This is a genomic window from Marinobacter sp. LV10R510-11A, from assembly GCF_900215155.1.
GTDB lineage: Bacteria > Pseudomonadota > Gammaproteobacteria > Pseudomonadales > Oleiphilaceae > Marinobacter.
Genome location: NZ_LT907980.1, coordinates 1,407,607 through 1,424,253, shown reverse-complemented (window position 1 = coordinate 1,424,253; position 16,647 = coordinate 1,407,607). Strand labels below are relative to the sequence as shown.

Below are 16,647 nucleotides of genomic sequence, written 5' to 3'. Positions count from 1 at the left end.
AAACACCAAGGCCGGCCTCTGTGTCGGCTACAAGGGATCCCATGCTGAACAAGTACCCGCTTTGGAAAAACCTGGTTATCCTGGTCGCGATAGTGATCGGGTTTGTCTACGCTTTACCCAACCTGTTTCCCGATGATTATGCTGTGCAGATCACCGGTGCACGTAGTAGCACCGAAGTTGATTCTGCCGTACTCGAAAGAGCTGTCAAGGCCTTGGAATCGGATGGTATTGAGGTTAAAAGCAGTACGCTTGAGGATCGGGATGCCCTTATCCGATTAAATAGCTCCGATGACCAGTTGCGTGCTCGCCCTGCGGTTCAAGCTGCGCTGGGTAGAGACTATCTCGTTGCACTAAATATGGCACCTTCCACGCCGGCCTGGCTGAAGAGCTTGGGCGCCGGGCCGATGAAGCTTGGGTTAGACCTACGTGGCGGTGTTCACTTCCTTCTGGAAGTAGATATGGTTACGGCCGTTGGTCAGAGGCTTGAGGCTGTTTCGGGCCAGATCAAGCGGGAGCTCCGTGAAGAGCGTATTCGCTATCGGGGCGGTGATGTTGATGGCAAGAGAGACATCGTTCTGAGTTTCCGGGATGAAGACTCACGCGCTGAAGCATTCGAGCAGATCAAACGTCAATACAACGAGTTTCTGATGGATAGAAGAACCATCGGTGATGAGCTCCAAATTGTTCTTACCTTGTCTGAAGGTGAGGTAGATTCCATCCGGAAGTACGCTCTTGAGCAGAACCTGACCACCATTCGTAACCGAGTGAACGAGCTTGGTGTTGCAGAGCCTTTGGTTCAGCAGCAGGGTGCTGATCGGATTATTGTTGAGCTTCCGGGCGTACAGGATACCGCGCAAGCCAAGCGAGTTCTTGGTGCCACGGCAAACCTGGAATTCCGTATGGAAGCGCGCCAGGATGCAGCAGCAAGCGAGACAGAGCAGTTCAGTTTCCGTAACGAGCGCCAGCGTAATGCCCGCCTAGAACGGGATACTATTGCAACCGGTAATAACGTTGCTAACGCACAGCAGGCCTTCGATGAGAATGGTCAGCCGCAGGTCAGCATTACCATGGATTCTGTTGGTGGCGATTTGATGAATCGGTCCACACGTAACGCCATTGGTCGGCGCATGGCTGTTCTGTTTATAGAGTTCCGCACGGAAACCGAAACCAAAATGGTAAACGGCGAGCCGGTGGAAACAGACAAGCGTGTTATCGAGAAGGGTATTATCAGCCTGGCTACCGTTCAGTCCGCTCTGGGTAGCAGCTTCCGTATTACGGGTCTGGATTCCATTCCTGAGGCTTCGGAACTTGCCCTGCTTCTGCGGGCAGGTGCTTTGGCAGCGCCCATGTACTTTGTACAGGAGCGCACCATTGGGCCGAGCTTGGGGCAGAAGAACATTGATGCCGGCATGATGTCCGTGGCGCTAGGCTTTATTCTTGTGCTGATTTACATGTTGGCTTACTACCGTGGGTTTGGGGTTGTGGCGAATGTCGCTCTGACTATCAACATGATGCTGCTTATTGCCTGCATGTCCATTCTCTCTGCCACGCTGACGCTGCCCGGTATCGCCGGTATCGTGCTAACCGTAGGTATGGCGGTGGATGCCAACGTATTGATATTTGAGCGTATCAAAGAGGAGCTCAAGGCGGGTGTGTCACCCCAGCTGGCCATTAACTCCGGCTACTCCCGGGCGTTTGTGTCCATCTTTGATGCCAACATCACGACTTTGCTTGTGGCCGTTATCCTATTTGCAATGGGTTCTGGCCCGGTAAAAGGGTTCGCGATAACACTGTGTATCGGTATCCTGACGTCGATGTTCTCTGGGCTGATGGTCAGCCGGAGTATCGTCAATATGGTTTATGGCGGCCGCAAGGTCGAGAAACTGTCGATCGGAGGAAAACTCGCCAATGTCTGATGATCAGAAGCAAGCGTTTGATTTTATGGGTTTCCGGAAGATTGCTTCCGTAATTTCCATCGTTCTGGTGTTAGCGTCTATCGCACTTCTGGGGATTCGTGGCCTTAACTTTGGCATGGACTTTACCGGCGGTACGTCGGTAGAGCTGGAATATGCACAAGCGCCGCAACTGGGCCAGATACGCTCCACCCTTACGGAAGCCGGATACGATCAGTTTGTGGTGCAGAACTTTGGCGCTGATACGATTGTTCTTGTGCGCTTGTCTGAATCTGGCAATGACAAGCTGGCACCAGAGATTGTCGCAGTTTTGACTGAAAATGGTGACGATCTAAAGCTGATAAGTTCCGCGTTTGTGGGGTCACAAGTGGGTGGCGAGCTTAAAGAGGACAGTGGCCTTGGGCTTCTAATCGCACTTGTGGTTGTACTCATCTATGTGGGTATGCGGTTCCAATTCAAGTTCGGTATTGCGTCGGTGGTGCCTCTGGCTCACGACGTTATTATTGTTCTCGGGATTTTCGCACTGTTCCAGTGGACCTTTGATCTTACGGTTCTGGCAGCTCTGTTGGCGATTATCGGTTACTCGCTGAACGACACTATTGTTGTGGCGGACCGAATCCGTGAAAACTTCCGCAAAATGCGGGTGGGCGACTCTTGGGATATTATCAATGAGTCGATTCACCAGACCATTGCTCGTACCATAAACACGTCGGGCACCACGTTGGTGGTACTGCTTGCCCTGTATTTCCTGGGTGGTGAGGCGATTAACAACTTTGCCCTCGCGTTGATTATCGGTGTGGTGGTGGGTACCTACTCATCCATCTATGTATCCGCTAATCTTCTGATAGCGATGGGCATTTCCCGCGAGGATCTTATGGTGCCGGTGAAAGAAGGCGCTATAGATGCCGAAGAAGAGGAAGAGCCGCCACCGGAATGGCTCGACCGTATGTAGCCCTATTCAGGGGGAGGGTTCCGGGGTTAATCCCCGGACACAAAAAAACCGCCACTTTTCAGTTGGCGGTTTTTTTGTGTCCGAAGCTTGGCTTTAGTACGACCCCGAGCCTTAGCTTTGGAGTCGGTTACTAGCGTTAACCGGGTATACGGCCACGAAACGGATGCAGGATTTTCAGAATCTCCCGGAACAGTTTGGGGTTAGCAACCACCAGTTGGCGGGCTTTGTCTGTTGATGGGTTACCTGAGAAGTCGGCTGTGAGAGCACCGGATTCCATCGCCAAGGTTATACCTAGGTCCAGGTCTACCGTTTCTGGGCGGAATATAACCGCTGCATCCAAAAGGCCTGCAGATACCCGCGCAATATCAAGAACCACGCAGCCGGATGTGCGAAACATGGAAGAGTTCTGGGCCAACACGGCAGCCATCTCACCCCAGAGAAGCGGGTTATCACTCTTGCGAGCCTGATCCAACAGGTTGGTTGCAAAGGCTGCTTTATCTGCATGCCTAACTTCTGAAACCCGGACTCTGCGGCTGTTCAGTGCGGCTCCTCGGCCACGGCTGGCAGAATATTCTTCGCCCGTAACCGGGTTCACCAAAAGCAGGCTTTCGGTACGGTTGTTTTTCTTCTGGGCCAAGGCTAGGGCAAACTCGGGAATGCCTCTGATAAAATTTTCGCGACCCATAACCGGAAAAATATGCCAGCTTCTTTCGCTGGTTCCGGCGTCTGCTTCATTCAGCGGCGCGATGGTATGATCTTTGTAAGCTTTTTCGAGTTGCTCAGCAAAGTTGTCATAAATGGATTGCTCGACCCGGTCCAACTGGAGGCGACGTTCGTCGTCATCCTTCCCGGTAGGCTCCTGGCGCTCGAAGTGGGCTTTCAGGTAATCCGACCCTTGACGCGCGACGCGCAGGGCCATTTTAATAGCTGGTTGCATCTGAGTGATCGTTATCCGGGTGTGTGAAGGCCGGGCATGATAGCAAAGATTAGCCCCTCTTGTATGTTTTTTGACTCAGGGAAAGCACGGACAACACGATATCAGGGGTTATCCGGGGCGCAGGGAGGGGATGCTTTCTGATATCATTGCCGCCCTTAATTTATAACCGTGGGCCTGCCGCCAATGCATAAACCATCTCCGCCACTGGAAGGGCCGGACGCGTTTCAGGATCAGATTCGGATTGTCCTTGTTGAAACTTCCCATTCAGGGAATATCGGAGCCGTTGCTCGGGCCATGAAAAATATGCGGCTCGCCAACCTGTGGCTGGTTAACCCAAACTCTTTTCCGGATGAAGCCTCTTACGCTCGCGCTGCCGGTGCCTCCGATATACTCGATCGGGCTCAGGTAGTATCTACGCTGGATGAGGCATTGGAAGATTGTGTGATGGTGCTGGGCACCAGCGCCCGGGGCCGGAAGATACCCTGGCCGGTTGTGCCACCACCAGAAGCTGCCGCAATCGCTGCAGAAAATAGCCAAGCGGGACCGGTAGCGTTGGTCTTTGGGCGGGAAAATCACGGGTTGAGCAATGATGAGCTCCATCGCTGCCACTACCATATTCATATCCCTTCGAACCCCGACTACAGCTCGCTGAACCTGTCTATGGCGGTTCAGATTATGTGCTATGAATTGCGAATGCTGTATTTGCGCGGCCTTGAAGGCGGCGAAGGCAGTCCCTATTTAAAACCGATGACGGCACCTGGCGATGCGGGCTGGGATGTGCCGGCGGCTAAGGTGGGGGATGTTGAGGGCTTTTTTGGCCACCTTGAGCAAACATTGCATAATGTGGATTTTCATCGCAGGGATAACCCGCGGCAGCTAATGTCTCGTTTGCGCCGGTTGTTTCAGCGGGCAAAGCTTGATCAGATGGAGATTAATATTCTCCGGGGCGTTCTGAGTGCCGTGCAGAAGGCCGCAGGGGCTTCGGGAAATACGAAATCAACTCAGGCCGGTACTGAGCCGACCGGACAGGAAGATGGCCATGTTTAGGCATTTACGTGAAGACATAAAAAGCGTTTTTCACCGGGACCCGGCTGCCAGAAATACCTTTGAGGTGCTAACCAACTACCCGGGGCTTCATGCTCTGCTTATTCACCGGTTTTCTCATTGGTTGTGGAATGCAGGGTTCAAATGGCTGGCCCGCACTATTTCTACGCTGGCGCGGTGGTTTACCGGTATAGAAATACACCCAGGTGCTACGATTGGCCGGCGGTTCTTTATTGATCACGGTATGGGCGTGGTTATTGGTGAAACAACCGTTATCGGTGATGACGTTACCTTGTATCAGGGGGTCACCCTCGGCGGGACAAGCTGGCATAAGGGTAAACGTCACCCTACTATCTGCGACGGCGTTGTTGTGGGTGCCGGAGCAAAGATACTGGGGCCTTTTGAGGTAGGTGAAGGTGCCAAAATCGGCTCGAACTCTGTGGTTACCAAAGCAGTTCCCGCTGGCGCTACCGTTGTGGGTATCCCGGGTCGAATCATTGTGAGGCCAAAATCGGAAGACGATGCCCGCCGCAAGGTTATGGAGGAGCGCATGGGTTTTGATGCCTATGGCGTGACCGAAGAAATGCCAGACCCAGTCGCGCGTTCTGTGCGTGCTCTGCTTGATCACATGCATGTTGTAGATGAGCGCCTTGAGACTATGTGCAAGGCGCTTCGGAAAGTTAACAGTGAATACCAGAACGGCGAGTTGCCCGTTCTGGATGAAGATGACTTTGATTGTGTGCGTGATGACAGCGAGGAACGTGGCTGAATACTTGACTGAATTACTTGGTCAATTCATACTCGGCTTCTTATACCAAGATTCAATCCCATCACGGGGCTGATGCCATGAAGTTGACTACTAAAGGCCGCTACGCCGTTACGGCAATGCTGGATCTCGCTCTGCACGGGGGGAAGAAGCCGGTTACTCTTGCGGATATTTCAGCCCGTCAGGAAATATCGCTTTCCTATCTGGAGCAGCTTTTCTCACGTCTTCGCCGCCGGGAACTGGTGACCAGCATTCGTGGTCCCGGTGGTGGATATCACCTGAGCCGTGGTGCAGCCGATATTTACATTGCGGATGTTGTCGATGCGGTCAACGAGTCACTCGATACGACTCGATGTGGAAATAAAGGTGATTGCCAGAATGGTGAAAAATGCCTGACTCATCACCTATGGTCTGATTTAAGCGATCAGATTCATCAGTTTCTCAGCGGGATCAGTCTCGGGGATCTGATGGAAAGACACGAAATCCGCCAGGTTGCGGACAGGCAGAACCGTCGTCAGTCTGAAGGCGCTTCTGACACGATTAATACCGAGCGTCTGACTATCGATCAGGCGCCCGCCTGAATCAAGCCTTTGTATTTTATGAAAAAACCCGTATACCTCGATTACGCGGCAACGACGCCCGTTGACCCCGATGTCGCTGATGAAATGATCAAGTACCTGACGCCAGATGGCTTTTTTGGCAATCCGGCCTCTCGCTCCCACGGTTTTGGCTGGCAAGCGGAAGCTGCTGTGGAAGCTGCTCGGGGGCAAGTGGCAAGTCTGATTCACGCCGATCCCCGTGAAATTGTTTGGACATCTGGCGCAACCGAATCTGATAACTTGGCCATCAAAGGGGCGGTTGCCGGTCGCGATAGCGCGCATCTCATAACGTCAACGATTGAACACAAAGCGGTTGTTGATACATGCAAGTGGCTAGAGGCGCAGGGTACTGACGTTACTTGGCTAGAGCCTGGTCACGATGGCCGGATACAGCCAAGTCAGGTGTTTAACGCGCTTAAGCCCGAAACCGTTCTGGTCAGCTTGATGCTTGTTAACAATGAGCTGGGCTGTGTGACCGATACGGCCACCATTGGCGCCGAGCTCCGCAATCGCGGCGTTCTGTTCCATGTGGACGCAGCCCAAGCCGCTGGCAAGCTCCCCATTGATGTTTCTACCATGCCGGTGGATCTGCTGTCTCTGTCTGGCCATAAAGTATACGGCCCCAAAGGTGTAGGTGCGCTCTATGTGAGACGATCGCCGGATGTGCGCATAGAGGCGCAGATTCATGGTGGTGGCCACGAGCGTGGCATGCGTTCCGGGACCCTGGCGACCCACCAAATCGCCGGAATGGGCAAGGCGTTCGCAATTGCTGAGTCTTCTCTTGAAAGCGAAATCAGGCAATTGGAGGGTTTGCGCGCATCTTTCTTGAAAGGTTTGAGCGAGTTGCCAGGCATAACTCTCAACGGCTCGGAGGCTTGTCGTGTGCCGGGAATCATTAATCTTTCATTTGATGGTGTGGATGCTGAGTCTCTTATGTTGGGCCTCAGGGATCTAGCGGTATCCTCTGGCTCGGCCTGTTCTTCCGCCGCCGTAGAGCCGTCTTACGTGCTCCGTGGTATCGGGTTGAGCGATGAGCTGGCCCATCGGGCACTGCGTTTTTCAGTAGGGCGCTACACAACTACTGAAGAAATCACCTTTGCTAGCGCGCAAATTGTTGATGTTGTTACTCGCCTTCGTGCAGTGCGGTAGGCAGTGGGCCTCCGACTGCGTATAATCTCAAGCCTAAAATTTATCCGTATCCTTTTAACCCAACCCATACCGGAGAAATACCATGGCTAACGAACGCACGCTTTCGATCATTAAGCCCGATGCAGTTGCAAAGAATGTAATCGGTGAAATTTACAGCCGTTTTGAGAAGGCTGGCTTGAACATCGTTGCTTCACGCATGATGCATCTTTCACAGGAGCAGGCTGAAGGTTTCTACGCCGAACACAAAGAGCGTCCGTTCTTCAACGATCTGGTTGCATTCATGACATCCGGCCCAGTTGTTGTTCAGGTTCTGGAAGGCGAAGGCGCCATCCTGAAAAATCGCGACCTGATGGGTGCTACTAACCCGAAAGAAGCTGAAGCTGGCACAATCCGCGCCGATTTCGCTACATCAATCGATGCCAACGCGGCTCACGGTTCTGATTCTGCAGAGTCCGCAGAGCGTGAAATCGCCTATTTTTTTAATGACAACGAAATCTGCCCGCGCGGCTGATTTTGTTGGCCGGGGATTGCCGTTGGCTGTCCCCGCATTGGTTATCTGATCGAGGTTATAAAATGACAGCGGCCGCTGAAAAAACCAATCTTCTGGGGATGCCGAAGGACAAGCTTGAGGCTTACTTCGAAACCTTGGGGGAAAAAAGTTTTCGTGCCACTCAGTTGCTGCAGTGGATGCATCAGCGCGGCGTGGATGATTTCGATCAAATGACCAATGTGAGCAAAACCCTGCGGGAAAAGCTCAAGCAAGTGGCAGTGATTCGTGGCCCGGAAGTTGTCTATGACCAAACGTCAAAAGACGGCACCCGCAAGTGGGTCATGCGCATGGATAACGGCAACAGTATAGAAACTGTGTTGATCCCCGACGGCGAGCGAGGCACCTTGTGTGTCTCTTCGCAAATCGGTTGCACGCTTGACTGTACCTTCTGTTCAACGGGCAAACGTGGCTTTAACCGAAACCTAACCGCTGCAGAAATTATTGGGCAGGTATGGGTTGCGCGCAAAGCGTTCATGCCGTTTGAGCCAGGCCCTGAGCGGCCAATTACCAACGTTGTCATGATGGGGATGGGAGAGCCTCTGTTGAACTTTGACAACGTGGTAGATGCGATGAATCTGATGATGGAAGATCTCGCATACGGCATCTCCAAACGCAGAGTTACGCTGAGTACTTCAGGCGTTGTGCCAGGCATCGATAAGCTTGCCGAAGTTACCGATGTTTCACTGGCCATTTCGCTGCACGCCCCCAATGATGAGTTGAGGAACAAGCTGGTTCCGCTCAATAAGAAGTACCCGATCGCGGAGCTTCTGGCGGCAACGAAACGTTATTTCAGTCGTTTGCCCGAAAAACGTAAAGCGACAATTGAATATACGGTTATTGAGGGTATGAACGACAAACTGGAGCACGCCCATGAACTTGCTGAGCTGCTGCGGGATCTTCCATGTAAGATCAATCTTATTCCCTTTAATCCGTTCCCCGAGAGTGATTTCCGTCGGCCTAGCATGAATGCTACCCGGCGTTTTCAGGCTGTGCTGAATGAAGCTGGTTACGTCGCGACGATCCGAACGACCCGTGGCGATGATATAGACGCTGCTTGTGGTCAGTTGGTTGGGGAGGTAGAAGATCGTACCCGTAGAAGCCAGCGATACATTAATGTTCAGCAGGTGAGCTCCTGAACGGACGCTCGCAGTGCTTAACCCGCGAGGAGTGCAATCTGTGGCTCTGAAATTGATAAATGGACGTTTTGCTGCTGTAGCAACCTTGCTGGTCGCTATCCTTGTTACCGGGTGTGTCACCACAACAGACAGCCGTTTTACCCGGGAAGCCGATCGGCAGAAAGCCGTTGATAATTATGTTCAGCTTGCTACGGCCTATATCGGCCAAGGCAATACCGGCCGGGCGCGGTATCACTTGGATCGTGCTCTTGAGCTTGAGCCAGATAGCCCACAGGCTCTTGCGGCACTTGGGTTAATCTACAATAGTGACGGCGATGCGCAGCTTGCGGAAAAGAGCTTTCGACATGCTATTGCCAGTGACGCCGGTTACACCCGTGCCAGAGTGTATTACGGTGCATTTCTCTATTCCCAAGGGCGGTTGGATGAATCCCGTAAACAGTTCTATACAGCCTCCAAGGATACCGATTACAAAGATCGTGGTTCTGTGTTTTACAATCTCGGTATGACCCAGGAACGTCTTGGGCTTCAGGAAGAAGCTATTGTGTCTTTTCGTCGGGCGTCGGAGTTGACTCGAGGCGACGCTCGCTCGTTGCTTTCACTTTCCCGGGTGATGGTGGAATCCGGCGATGTTGCTGGCGCTGCGCGTCATTATGATCGGCTGATGCAGATCATGCAGAAAAACGAACGCCTACAACACTCTCCTGAGAGTCTTTTGACGGGTATTCGTATTGCGCGGCACTTTGGAAACGGAAACCAAGAATCCAGCCTAGTACTGCAATTGAAAAACAATTACCCGGAGTCAGTAGAGTACCAACAATACAAGGCGCTGATTTCTAATGACAAGTGATGACACCCAGCAAACCGTAGCAAATGAAGCCGTTGGCCAGCAGCTGAAGCAGGCAAGGGAAAAACAGGGGCTAAGTGTTTCTCAGGTTGCTGATGCACAGCATTTGAGAAGCTGTATCATCCAGGCTATTGAGAACGCGGATTACGGGCAGATCGACAGTGAGCTCTTTCTTAAGGGCTATGTTCGAGCCTACGCGAAGCAGGTTGGTCTCGATGGTGATGCAATTATTTTGGAGTTGAATCGCGAGCTTGAGCCCGCGCGACTACAGAAAGAACGCGAGTTGGAGGCTAACCCGTTAGTTGATATCGAGCGCCGCAGGCGCAAAAAACGCAGGGTTGCCAAACTGCTTCTGCTGGTGGCGGCGATTGTGATTATTGGTGCTTTAGTTGTCATGTTTGTTATGCCGAAGTTCAGCTCAGGCGCCGCCGATGCTGAGCAATCAGCTACGGCAGAAACCGAACAGCAAGCCAGTAAGGAGGCATCAGCGACGGTCTCGGACATGCAGGTAGTGTCGGGTAGTGGCATTGAGCCTGAACCCAGTGATTCTGTTTCGCCCGAAGAGTTAGTAAAAGACCAGATACCGGTCGTTGCTCAAACCACCGAGCCTGTTTTGGCTCAGCCACCGGTGAGTGGCGAGCCCAGCCCTGTATTGGGCCAGCTCGAAATAGTGTTTGCCGGTGACTGCTGGGTACAGGTTAGGGATGCCGCAGGAAATCGCCTTGCAAGCTCTATGAAGAGGGCGGGCGAGCGGCTCGATGTATCAGGTAAGGCGCCTTTAAATGTGGTTATAGGCGCGGTGGATACTGTCAAAACAATTCGCTTTCAGGGTGAAATCGTGAACATTGGCGACTTTCCCGTGGTGAACAATCGTTCTGAGTTCACGCTGACAATCTGAACACATTTTTGCATTTATCTATCTCGGTTATAAACAAATGAAACAGGAATCCCCGATCATTAGACGCAAATCCCGCCAGATTATGGTCGGGGATGTACCCGTTGGCGGTGATGCACCCATCGCAGTGCAGAGCATGACCAACACTAACACCTGCGATGTTGACGCAACGGTGGGTCAGATCGCTGCGCTTCAGGATGCGGGTGCCGATATAGTAAGAGTGTCAGTGCCGTCAATGGAGGCCGCTGATGCGTTCGGAAAGATTCGCCAACGTGTGTCAGTGCCTTTGGTCGCAGATATTCACTTTGATCACAAAATTGCACTGCGAGTGGCCGAGCTGGGCGTAGATTGCTTGCGTATCAATCCAGGCAATATAGGTCGTGAAGACCGGGTGAGTGCTGTGATCAGCGCATGCCGTGATCGCAATATACCTATGCGTATCGGCGTAAATGCCGGTTCATTGGAGAAAGAGCTTCAGCGCAAATATGGGGAGCCTACGCACGAGGCACTGGTTGAGTCGGCGATGCGCCATATCGACATTTTGGATCGGCATGATTTTCAGAACTTCAAAGTTAGCCTAAAAGCCTCGGAAATCTTCATGACGGTGGCGGCTTATCGCAAAATTGCGACCCAGATTGATCAGCCACTGCACCTTGGTATCACCGAAGCCGGCGGGCTTCGGTCTGGTACGGTGAAGTCATCCATCGGCCTTGGCATGCTGTTGATGGATGGCATTGGCGATACTATCCGGGTGTCTCTGGCGGCGGATCCGGTTCAGGAAATCAAGGTAGGTTTCGATATCCTCAAAAGCCTTCGGTTGCGCAGCCGGGGCATTAACTTCATTGCCTGCCCAAGCTGCTCGCGCCAGAATTTTGATGTAATTCAGACCGTGAACGATCTGGAAACGCGGCTTGAAGACGTGAATGAATCTCTGGATGTCGCCATTATCGGCTGCATTGTGAATGGGCCGGGTGAAGCCAAAGTAGCTGATATCGGGTTGACCGGTGGTAGTCCGAAAAACCTGTATTACATGGACGGCAAGCCGAATCAAAAACTTGATAATGCCAATCTCACCGATGACCTAGAACGGCTCATCCGGGAACAGATCGCACGTCGCAAAGAGCAAGAAGATGCCATCATTGTGCGTTCAGACAAGTGATCGGTTAACTCGGTCAGGCACGATTATCCAGAAAGAATTAAGGGTTTACATTGGCTAAGATTCAGGCAGTACGCGGGATGAACGATATCTTGCCGGAACAGACACCCATCTGGCAGTTTGTTGAATCCACCGCGCGCAAAGTGCTGCGACAATATGGATATCAGGAAATTCGTATGCCGGTGGTGGAGCAGACTGATCTGTTCAAGCGTTCCATCGGTGAAGTTACGGACATCGTTGAAAAGGAAATGTACACGTTTGCGGATCGCAACGGTGACAGCCTGACCCTCCGGCCTGAAGGTACCGCTGGATGTGTTCGTGCGGCAGAAGAGCACGGGCTGCTGTTCAATCAAACTCGCAGATTGTGGTACACCGGCCCGATGTTTCGGCACGAACGTCCGCAAAAAGGGCGCTACCGTCAGTTTCATCAAATTGGCGTGGAATGCTTTGGTATTCAGGGCCCGGATATTGATGCGGAGCTGCTGATTCTTACGGCCAGGCTTTGGAAAGAGTTGGGGCTGGGCACCCATGCGCGCTTAGAAATCAACTCTATCGGCTCATCGGCTGCGCGCAAAGAGTTTCGCGGCGCCTTGGTAGATTATCTGGGGCAGTACAAAGCGCAGCTTGATGCAGACAGCCAGCGACGCCTTGATACCAACCCACTTCGTATTCTGGATAGTAAAGACCAGAGCACACGTAAGCTACTTGTCGACGCGCCGCGCTTGGAAAACTATCTAGACGAAGAATCGCGGGAGCACTTTGCCCGGCTTAAAGAGCTACTTGATGCGGCAGGTATTGCTTACACGGTTAATCCGGCTCTTGTACGGGGGCTCGATTATTACAGCAAAACCGTTTTCGAGTGGGTTACCGACAGCCTCGGCGCCCAAGGAACCATCTGTGCGGGCGGTCGATACGATGGCCTGGTAGAGCAACTTGGCGGTAAGCCGACCACTGCCGTTGGTTTTGCCATGGGGCTAGAGCGCCTCATTCTTCTGTTGGAAGCGCTTGGGCTGGTGCCTGACGAGGCAAACAACAACGCGGATGTTTACGTTACGGCTATGGGTGAAGCCGCTGTCGCTCCGGCGCTGGCACTTGCAGAGACATTGCGCAATGAACTTCCGGGCTGTGTAATTGTTAGTCATTGCGGTGGCGGTAGCTTCAAAAGCCAGATGAAAAAGGCAGATAGAAGCGGTGCCCGGTACGCTGTAATTCTAGGCGATAATGAGCTGGAGAATGCAACGGCGAGCCTTAAACCGCTGCGTTCAAATGAAGATCAAAGCAGTGTGGCGCAGCGGGATCTGGCAGCGGCGCTTGCGAAAGCCTTGGCGAACTGATTCGCACCAATACAAAATTAAAAAACCATTACAGGAGTCAACATGGCGGAATTGAACACTGACGAAGAACAGGTGCAAGCGATCAAGGACTGGTGGAAGCGAAATGGCAGTTCTCTTCTCATTGGTATCGGTGCCGCTCTGGCAATTGTATTTGGCTGGCAGGCTTGGCAAAACTACCAAGATCAGGAACGAGCCGAAGCTGCTAATCAGTTTGTCACCCTGTTAAACGCGTTTGGTAACGAGGCGGATGAAACCGCTGGAGAGACGGTAGCATTTGTAGCGAAAACTCTGCGTGACGATTACGCCGATAGTGCCTATGCGGTATATGGCAATCTGGTTCTGGCGCGACAGCAGCTGATTGCAGACAGCAATGCGGAAGCAGCCATTGATTCACTCCAGTGGGCTCTTGAAAAATCCGGTGAGCACAAAGCACTGGCGTTGGTAGTACGTAACCGCCTTGCTCGTGCTCAGTTCTCTGCCGAGCGTTATGACGATGCACTGGCGACAATCGATGGCGCTGGAAGCGTGGAGAGTGCAGATGCGTTTGCGGCAATCTTCTCTGAGTTGCGCGGCGACATCCTGTTAGTCCAAGGCGATGAATCGGGTGCGCGCGATGCCTACCTGGCCGCTCGTGAGCAGAGCCAGCAAGGGCGTAGCGGTATTCTGGAGCTGAAGCTATCTGACCTTGGTGTCGGGGAGGAGGCTTGATGCGGTTGACCGGCAACAGGCTGGTTCAGGCTGGCGTTTTTTCAGTCTTAGTGGCCGCACTGGGTGTTTCTGGGTGCAGCACAACCGATACCTTTGAACAGCCGGTGCCGGTTCCCGACGTCGACAACGCTGTAGAGTTCAAAACAGTTTGGAGCACGTCGGTCGGCGACGGGCACGATGGCGACTTTTTGTACCTGGCGCCACTTAACGCCGGCGATACAGTTTACGCAGCTTCGGCTGATGGTGAGCTGGTCGCTGTGGATGCAGAGACCGGAAAATTACGCTGGGAGCGAGATTTAGACGATCGAATCTTTGCCGGTGTAGGCGGGGATCTGAGCCAGCTCTATTTGGTTACCCGAGAAGCCGATTTAATCGCACTTTCCATCGAAGACGGTAAGGAACTGTGGCGCGTTGCGCTGCCAACAGAAGCGCTGGCTGCTCCGCAGTCGAACGGGGCGCTGGTGGTAACCCAGACCACCGATGGTCGAGTTATTGCTTTTGACACGGCTACCGGTGAGCAACGCTGGCAGTATGATGGCGTGGTGCCTGCGCTTTCCTTGCGTGCAGCGGCAGCGCCACTGGTCGGCGGCGACGTTGTGCTTGCTTCGTTTTCCAACGGCAAGCTTATTGCGTTGTCAGCCGATGCGGGTCAACCCCTCTGGCAGTACGAGGTGGGGCAGCCCCAAGGCCGCACAGAGCTTGAAAGACTGGTCGACATAGCCGGTCAGCCGTTGGTTCTTGATACCGCAGTGATGGTTTCGGGATACCAAGGCACGCTTGCTCTGGTTGATATCCGTACAGGTCAAGAAATCTGGAGCCGCAAAGCGTCCAGCCTGCATGCTCCGGTGGTGGGGGGTGGTAACATTTACCTGTCTTCCGCAAACGGTGATGTTGTCGCTTACCGGGGCTCAGACCGTAGAGAATTATGGCTTCAGGATCGTTTGTCCTGGCGTCAGTTAACGCAGCCAGCGGTTTACGAAAACTATCTGGTTGTTGGCGACTATGAAGGCTATTTACACGTGCTTTCGGGTGACGATGGCAGCCTCGTAGGCCAGAAACGTTATGACAGTGATGGCCTGCGGGTTCCATTGCAGCGCATGGCCAACGGAAACCTAATGGTTTTCGGAAATGGCGGTAAACTGTCCGTATTCAAACTGAAGGAACGGAACTGATCCGTACTCCCTCAACGCTCTGCCGCACGCTGAGCCTAAAACGACTGTATAGCGAATCATTATGACCCCAGTAATTGCCCTTGTCGGCCGGCCAAATGTTGGCAAATCGACAGTATTCAACCAAATGACGCGCTCTCGAGATGCTCTGGTGGCCGACTTTCCCGGTCTGACCCGGGATCGCAAGTACGGTGAGGGCATGTACGATGACCAACGCTTTATCGTAATTGATACCGGCGGACTTACCGGCACAGAAGAAGGGCTGGATGCCGAGATGGCTCGGCAATCTATGCAGGCTGTAGACGAGGCAGACATTGTTCTGTTTATCGTTGATGGTCGTGCGGGGCTTACCGCGGGTGATGAATTGATCGCCGATCATATGCGCCGATCGGGCAAGAAGGCTCATCTGGTGGTCAACAAGACGGACGGTCAGGATCCCGATATCGCGGCCGCTGATTTTTATAGCCTCGGATTTCAATCAACCTTTATGGTAGCGGCATCCCACAACCGTGGCATCCGCTCGATGCTCGAGTTGCTGTTGCCCTCTGAGGAAGACCGGGTTGAAGCCGACCAAGCTGGCCGCTACCCGGGTATTCGCATCGGCGTTGTTGGCCGGCCGAACGTCGGCAAATCCACACTGGTTAATCGGATGCTGGGCGAGGAGCGGGTGATTGTTTATGACATGCCCGGTACTACTCGGGACAGTATTTACATCCCTTATGAGCGTCACGACAAGCAGTACACTCTTATTGATACTGCGGGTGTTCGGCGGCGTAAGAATGTTGATGAGACGGTGGAAAAATTTTCTATCATCAAGACCCTTAAAGCCATTGATGATGCCCATGTGGTGATACTCGTTATCGATGCGCGTCAGGGGCTGGTCGACCAGGATTTGCACTTGATCGGTTTCGTGCTTGATGCCGGTCGTTCACTGGTGATTGCGGTCAATAAATGGGATGGAATGGATCCGGAAGACCGCGCCAAGGTAAAAGAGCAGGTAAAGCGTCGCCTGGATTTTCTTGATTACGCCGACAAGCATTATATATCTGCGCTTCATGGATCCGGCGTGGGTGTTATGTATGAGTCGGTGGAAGCTTGTTATGAATCGGCCATGGCGAAGTGGCCAACCAACCGCCTTACTACCATCCTTGAGGATGCGATTTCTCAGCATCAGCCGCCGCTGGTTCGCGGGCGCAGGATCAAGTTGCGCTATGCTCACCAGGGTGGCTCTAACCCTCCGGTTATTGTTGTTCACGGCAACCAGACAGCTTCATTGCCAGGTTCCTACAAACGTTATCTTGAAAATACGTTTCGCAAAGTACTGAACGTGACTGGCTCGCCGATCCGGTTTGAATTCCGTTCCAGTGAGAACCCCTTTGCTGGGAAGGTTGACCGACAGACTCCTCGCCAGAAGGTCAAAAAAGACAACGACGAAAAAGAAGGGCGCAAAGTAAAAAGGGTCCGTCAGAAAAGCACCAAGCGCTGACAGGTCTGG

General features: G+C 52.9%; 16 protein-coding genes. 15 read left to right on the top strand and 1 reads right to left on the bottom strand.

Annotated elements, in window-relative coordinates:
• The first annotated feature begins 41 nt into the window (after positions 1-41).
• Both secD and secF read left to right on the top strand, forming a co-directional pair.
• Positions 42-1,916: a protein translocase subunit SecD gene (secD, locus tag CPH80_RS06790; protein WP_096276345.1), complete on the top strand. Its 1,875-nt coding sequence runs from the start codon at positions 42-44 to the stop codon at positions 1,914-1,916.
• Complete coding sequence (gene secF / locus CPH80_RS06785) at positions 1,909-2,865, top strand: protein translocase subunit SecF (protein WP_096276343.1); 957 nt, start codon at positions 1,909-1,911, stop codon at positions 2,863-2,865. The genes secD and secF overlap by 8 nt, the downstream gene beginning before the upstream one ends.
• Before the next feature lie 136 nt (positions 2,866-3,001).
• On the opposite strand, the gene CPH80_RS06780 is transcribed toward secF, so the two are convergent.
• Complete coding sequence (locus CPH80_RS06780; protein WP_096276341.1) at positions 3,002-3,802, bottom strand: inositol monophosphatase family protein; 801 nt, start codon at positions 3,800-3,802, stop codon at positions 3,002-3,004.
• 183 nt (positions 3,803-3,985) lie between these two features.
• On the opposite strand from CPH80_RS06780, the gene trmJ reads away from it, so the two are divergent.
• From trmJ to der, 13 genes are all read left to right on the top strand, one after another.
• Positions 3,986-4,849, top strand: coding sequence for a tRNA (cytosine(32)/uridine(32)-2'-O)-methyltransferase TrmJ (trmJ, locus tag CPH80_RS06775; RefSeq protein WP_096276339.1), 864 nt, complete (start codon positions 3,986-3,988; stop codon positions 4,847-4,849).
• The gene (cysE, locus tag CPH80_RS06770) at positions 4,842-5,615 is read left to right on the top strand and encodes a serine O-acetyltransferase (RefSeq protein WP_096276337.1); all 774 of its coding nucleotides are present in this window, start codon (positions 4,842-4,844) and stop codon (positions 5,613-5,615) included. The genes trmJ and cysE overlap by 8 nt, the downstream gene beginning before the upstream one ends.
• 77 nt (positions 5,616-5,692) lie before the next feature.
• On the top strand, positions 5,693-6,193 hold the full coding sequence (gene iscR, locus CPH80_RS06765; protein WP_096276336.1) for a Fe-S cluster assembly transcriptional regulator IscR: 501 nt from the start codon (positions 5,693-5,695) through the stop codon (positions 6,191-6,193).
• 18 nt (positions 6,194-6,211) lie between these two features.
• Positions 6,212-7,360 carry an IscS subfamily cysteine desulfurase gene (locus CPH80_RS06760; RefSeq protein ID WP_096276334.1) on the top strand — a complete coding sequence of 383 codons (1,149 nt, stop codon included), beginning with the start codon at positions 6,212-6,214 and terminating at the stop codon, positions 7,358-7,360.
• An 82-nt stretch (positions 7,361-7,442) separates the two neighbouring features.
• Positions 7,443-7,871, top strand: coding sequence for a nucleoside-diphosphate kinase (gene ndk, locus CPH80_RS06755; RefSeq protein ID WP_096276332.1), 429 nt, complete (start codon positions 7,443-7,445; stop codon positions 7,869-7,871).
• A 62-nt stretch (positions 7,872-7,933) separates the two neighbouring features.
• Complete coding sequence (gene rlmN, locus CPH80_RS06750; protein WP_096276330.1) at positions 7,934-9,046, top strand: 23S rRNA (adenine(2503)-C(2))-methyltransferase RlmN; 1,113 nt, start codon at positions 7,934-7,936, stop codon at positions 9,044-9,046.
• 40 nt (positions 9,047-9,086) lie between these two features.
• Entirely contained in the window at positions 9,087-9,893 is an 807-nt protein-coding gene (gene pilW, locus CPH80_RS06745) for a type IV pilus biogenesis/stability protein PilW (protein ID WP_227520385.1), read from the top strand.
• Positions 9,883-10,788: a RodZ domain-containing protein gene (locus CPH80_RS06740; protein ID WP_096276328.1), complete on the top strand. Its 906-nt coding sequence runs from the start codon at positions 9,883-9,885 to the stop codon at positions 10,786-10,788. Before pilW ends, CPH80_RS06740 begins: the two co-directional genes overlap by 11 nt.
• Positions 10,789-10,825: 37 nt before the next feature.
• Positions 10,826-11,944 (top strand): flavodoxin-dependent (E)-4-hydroxy-3-methylbut-2-enyl-diphosphate synthase, encoded by a 1,119-nt coding sequence (gene ispG, locus CPH80_RS06735; protein WP_096276326.1) that lies wholly within the window; start codon positions 10,826-10,828, stop codon positions 11,942-11,944.
• Between the two features lie 50 nt (positions 11,945-11,994).
• On the top strand, positions 11,995-13,275 hold the full coding sequence (gene hisS, locus CPH80_RS06730) for a histidine--tRNA ligase (protein ID WP_096276324.1): 1,281 nt from the start codon (positions 11,995-11,997) through the stop codon (positions 13,273-13,275).
• Positions 13,276-13,317: 42 nt separating this feature from the next.
• Positions 13,318-13,983: a YfgM family protein gene (locus tag CPH80_RS06725; protein WP_096276322.1), complete on the top strand. Its 666-nt coding sequence runs from the start codon at positions 13,318-13,320 to the stop codon at positions 13,981-13,983.
• Positions 13,983-15,155, top strand: coding sequence for an outer membrane protein assembly factor BamB (bamB, locus tag CPH80_RS06720; protein ID WP_096276320.1), 1,173 nt, complete (start codon positions 13,983-13,985; stop codon positions 15,153-15,155). Before CPH80_RS06725 ends, bamB begins: the two co-directional genes overlap by 1 nt.
• 61 nt (positions 15,156-15,216) lie before the next feature.
• Positions 15,217-16,638 carry a ribosome biogenesis GTPase Der gene (gene der, locus CPH80_RS06715; protein WP_096276318.1) on the top strand — a complete coding sequence of 474 codons (1,422 nt, stop codon included), beginning with the start codon at positions 15,217-15,219 and terminating at the stop codon, positions 16,636-16,638.
• Positions 16,639-16,647: the final 9 nt, after the last annotated feature.

Excerpts from the sequence above, each read along its gene's own strand:
- secD (WP_096276345.1), top strand. The coding sequence starts at position 42 with ATGCTGAACAAGTACCCGCTTTGGAAAAACCTGGTTATCCTGGTCGCG.
- secF (WP_096276343.1), top strand. The coding sequence starts at position 1,909 with ATGTCTGATGATCAGAAGCAAGCGTTTGATTTTATGGGTTTCCGGAAG.
- CPH80_RS06780 (WP_096276341.1), bottom strand. The coding sequence starts at position 3,802 with ATGCAACCAGCTATTAAAATGGCCCTGCGCGTCGCGCGTCAAGGGTCG.
- trmJ (WP_096276339.1), top strand. The coding sequence starts at position 3,986 with ATGCATAAACCATCTCCGCCACTGGAAGGGCCGGACGCGTTTCAGGAT.
- cysE (WP_096276337.1), top strand. The coding sequence starts at position 4,842 with ATGTTTAGGCATTTACGTGAAGACATAAAAAGCGTTTTTCACCGGGAC.
- iscR (WP_096276336.1), top strand. The coding sequence starts at position 5,693 with ATGAAGTTGACTACTAAAGGCCGCTACGCCGTTACGGCAATGCTGGAT.
- CPH80_RS06760 (WP_096276334.1), top strand. The coding sequence starts at position 6,212 with ATGAAAAAACCCGTATACCTCGATTACGCGGCAACGACGCCCGTTGAC.
- ndk (WP_096276332.1), top strand. The coding sequence starts at position 7,443 with ATGGCTAACGAACGCACGCTTTCGATCATTAAGCCCGATGCAGTTGCA.
- rlmN (WP_096276330.1), top strand. The coding sequence starts at position 7,934 with ATGACAGCGGCCGCTGAAAAAACCAATCTTCTGGGGATGCCGAAGGAC.
- CPH80_RS06740 (WP_096276328.1), top strand. The coding sequence starts at position 9,883 with ATGACAAGTGATGACACCCAGCAAACCGTAGCAAATGAAGCCGTTGGC.
- ispG (WP_096276326.1), top strand. The coding sequence starts at position 10,826 with ATGAAACAGGAATCCCCGATCATTAGACGCAAATCCCGCCAGATTATG.
- CPH80_RS06725 (WP_096276322.1), top strand. The coding sequence starts at position 13,318 with ATGGCGGAATTGAACACTGACGAAGAACAGGTGCAAGCGATCAAGGAC.
- bamB (WP_096276320.1), top strand. The coding sequence starts at position 13,983 with ATGCGGTTGACCGGCAACAGGCTGGTTCAGGCTGGCGTTTTTTCAGTC.
- der (WP_096276318.1), top strand. The coding sequence starts at position 15,217 with ATGACCCCAGTAATTGCCCTTGTCGGCCGGCCAAATGTTGGCAAATCG.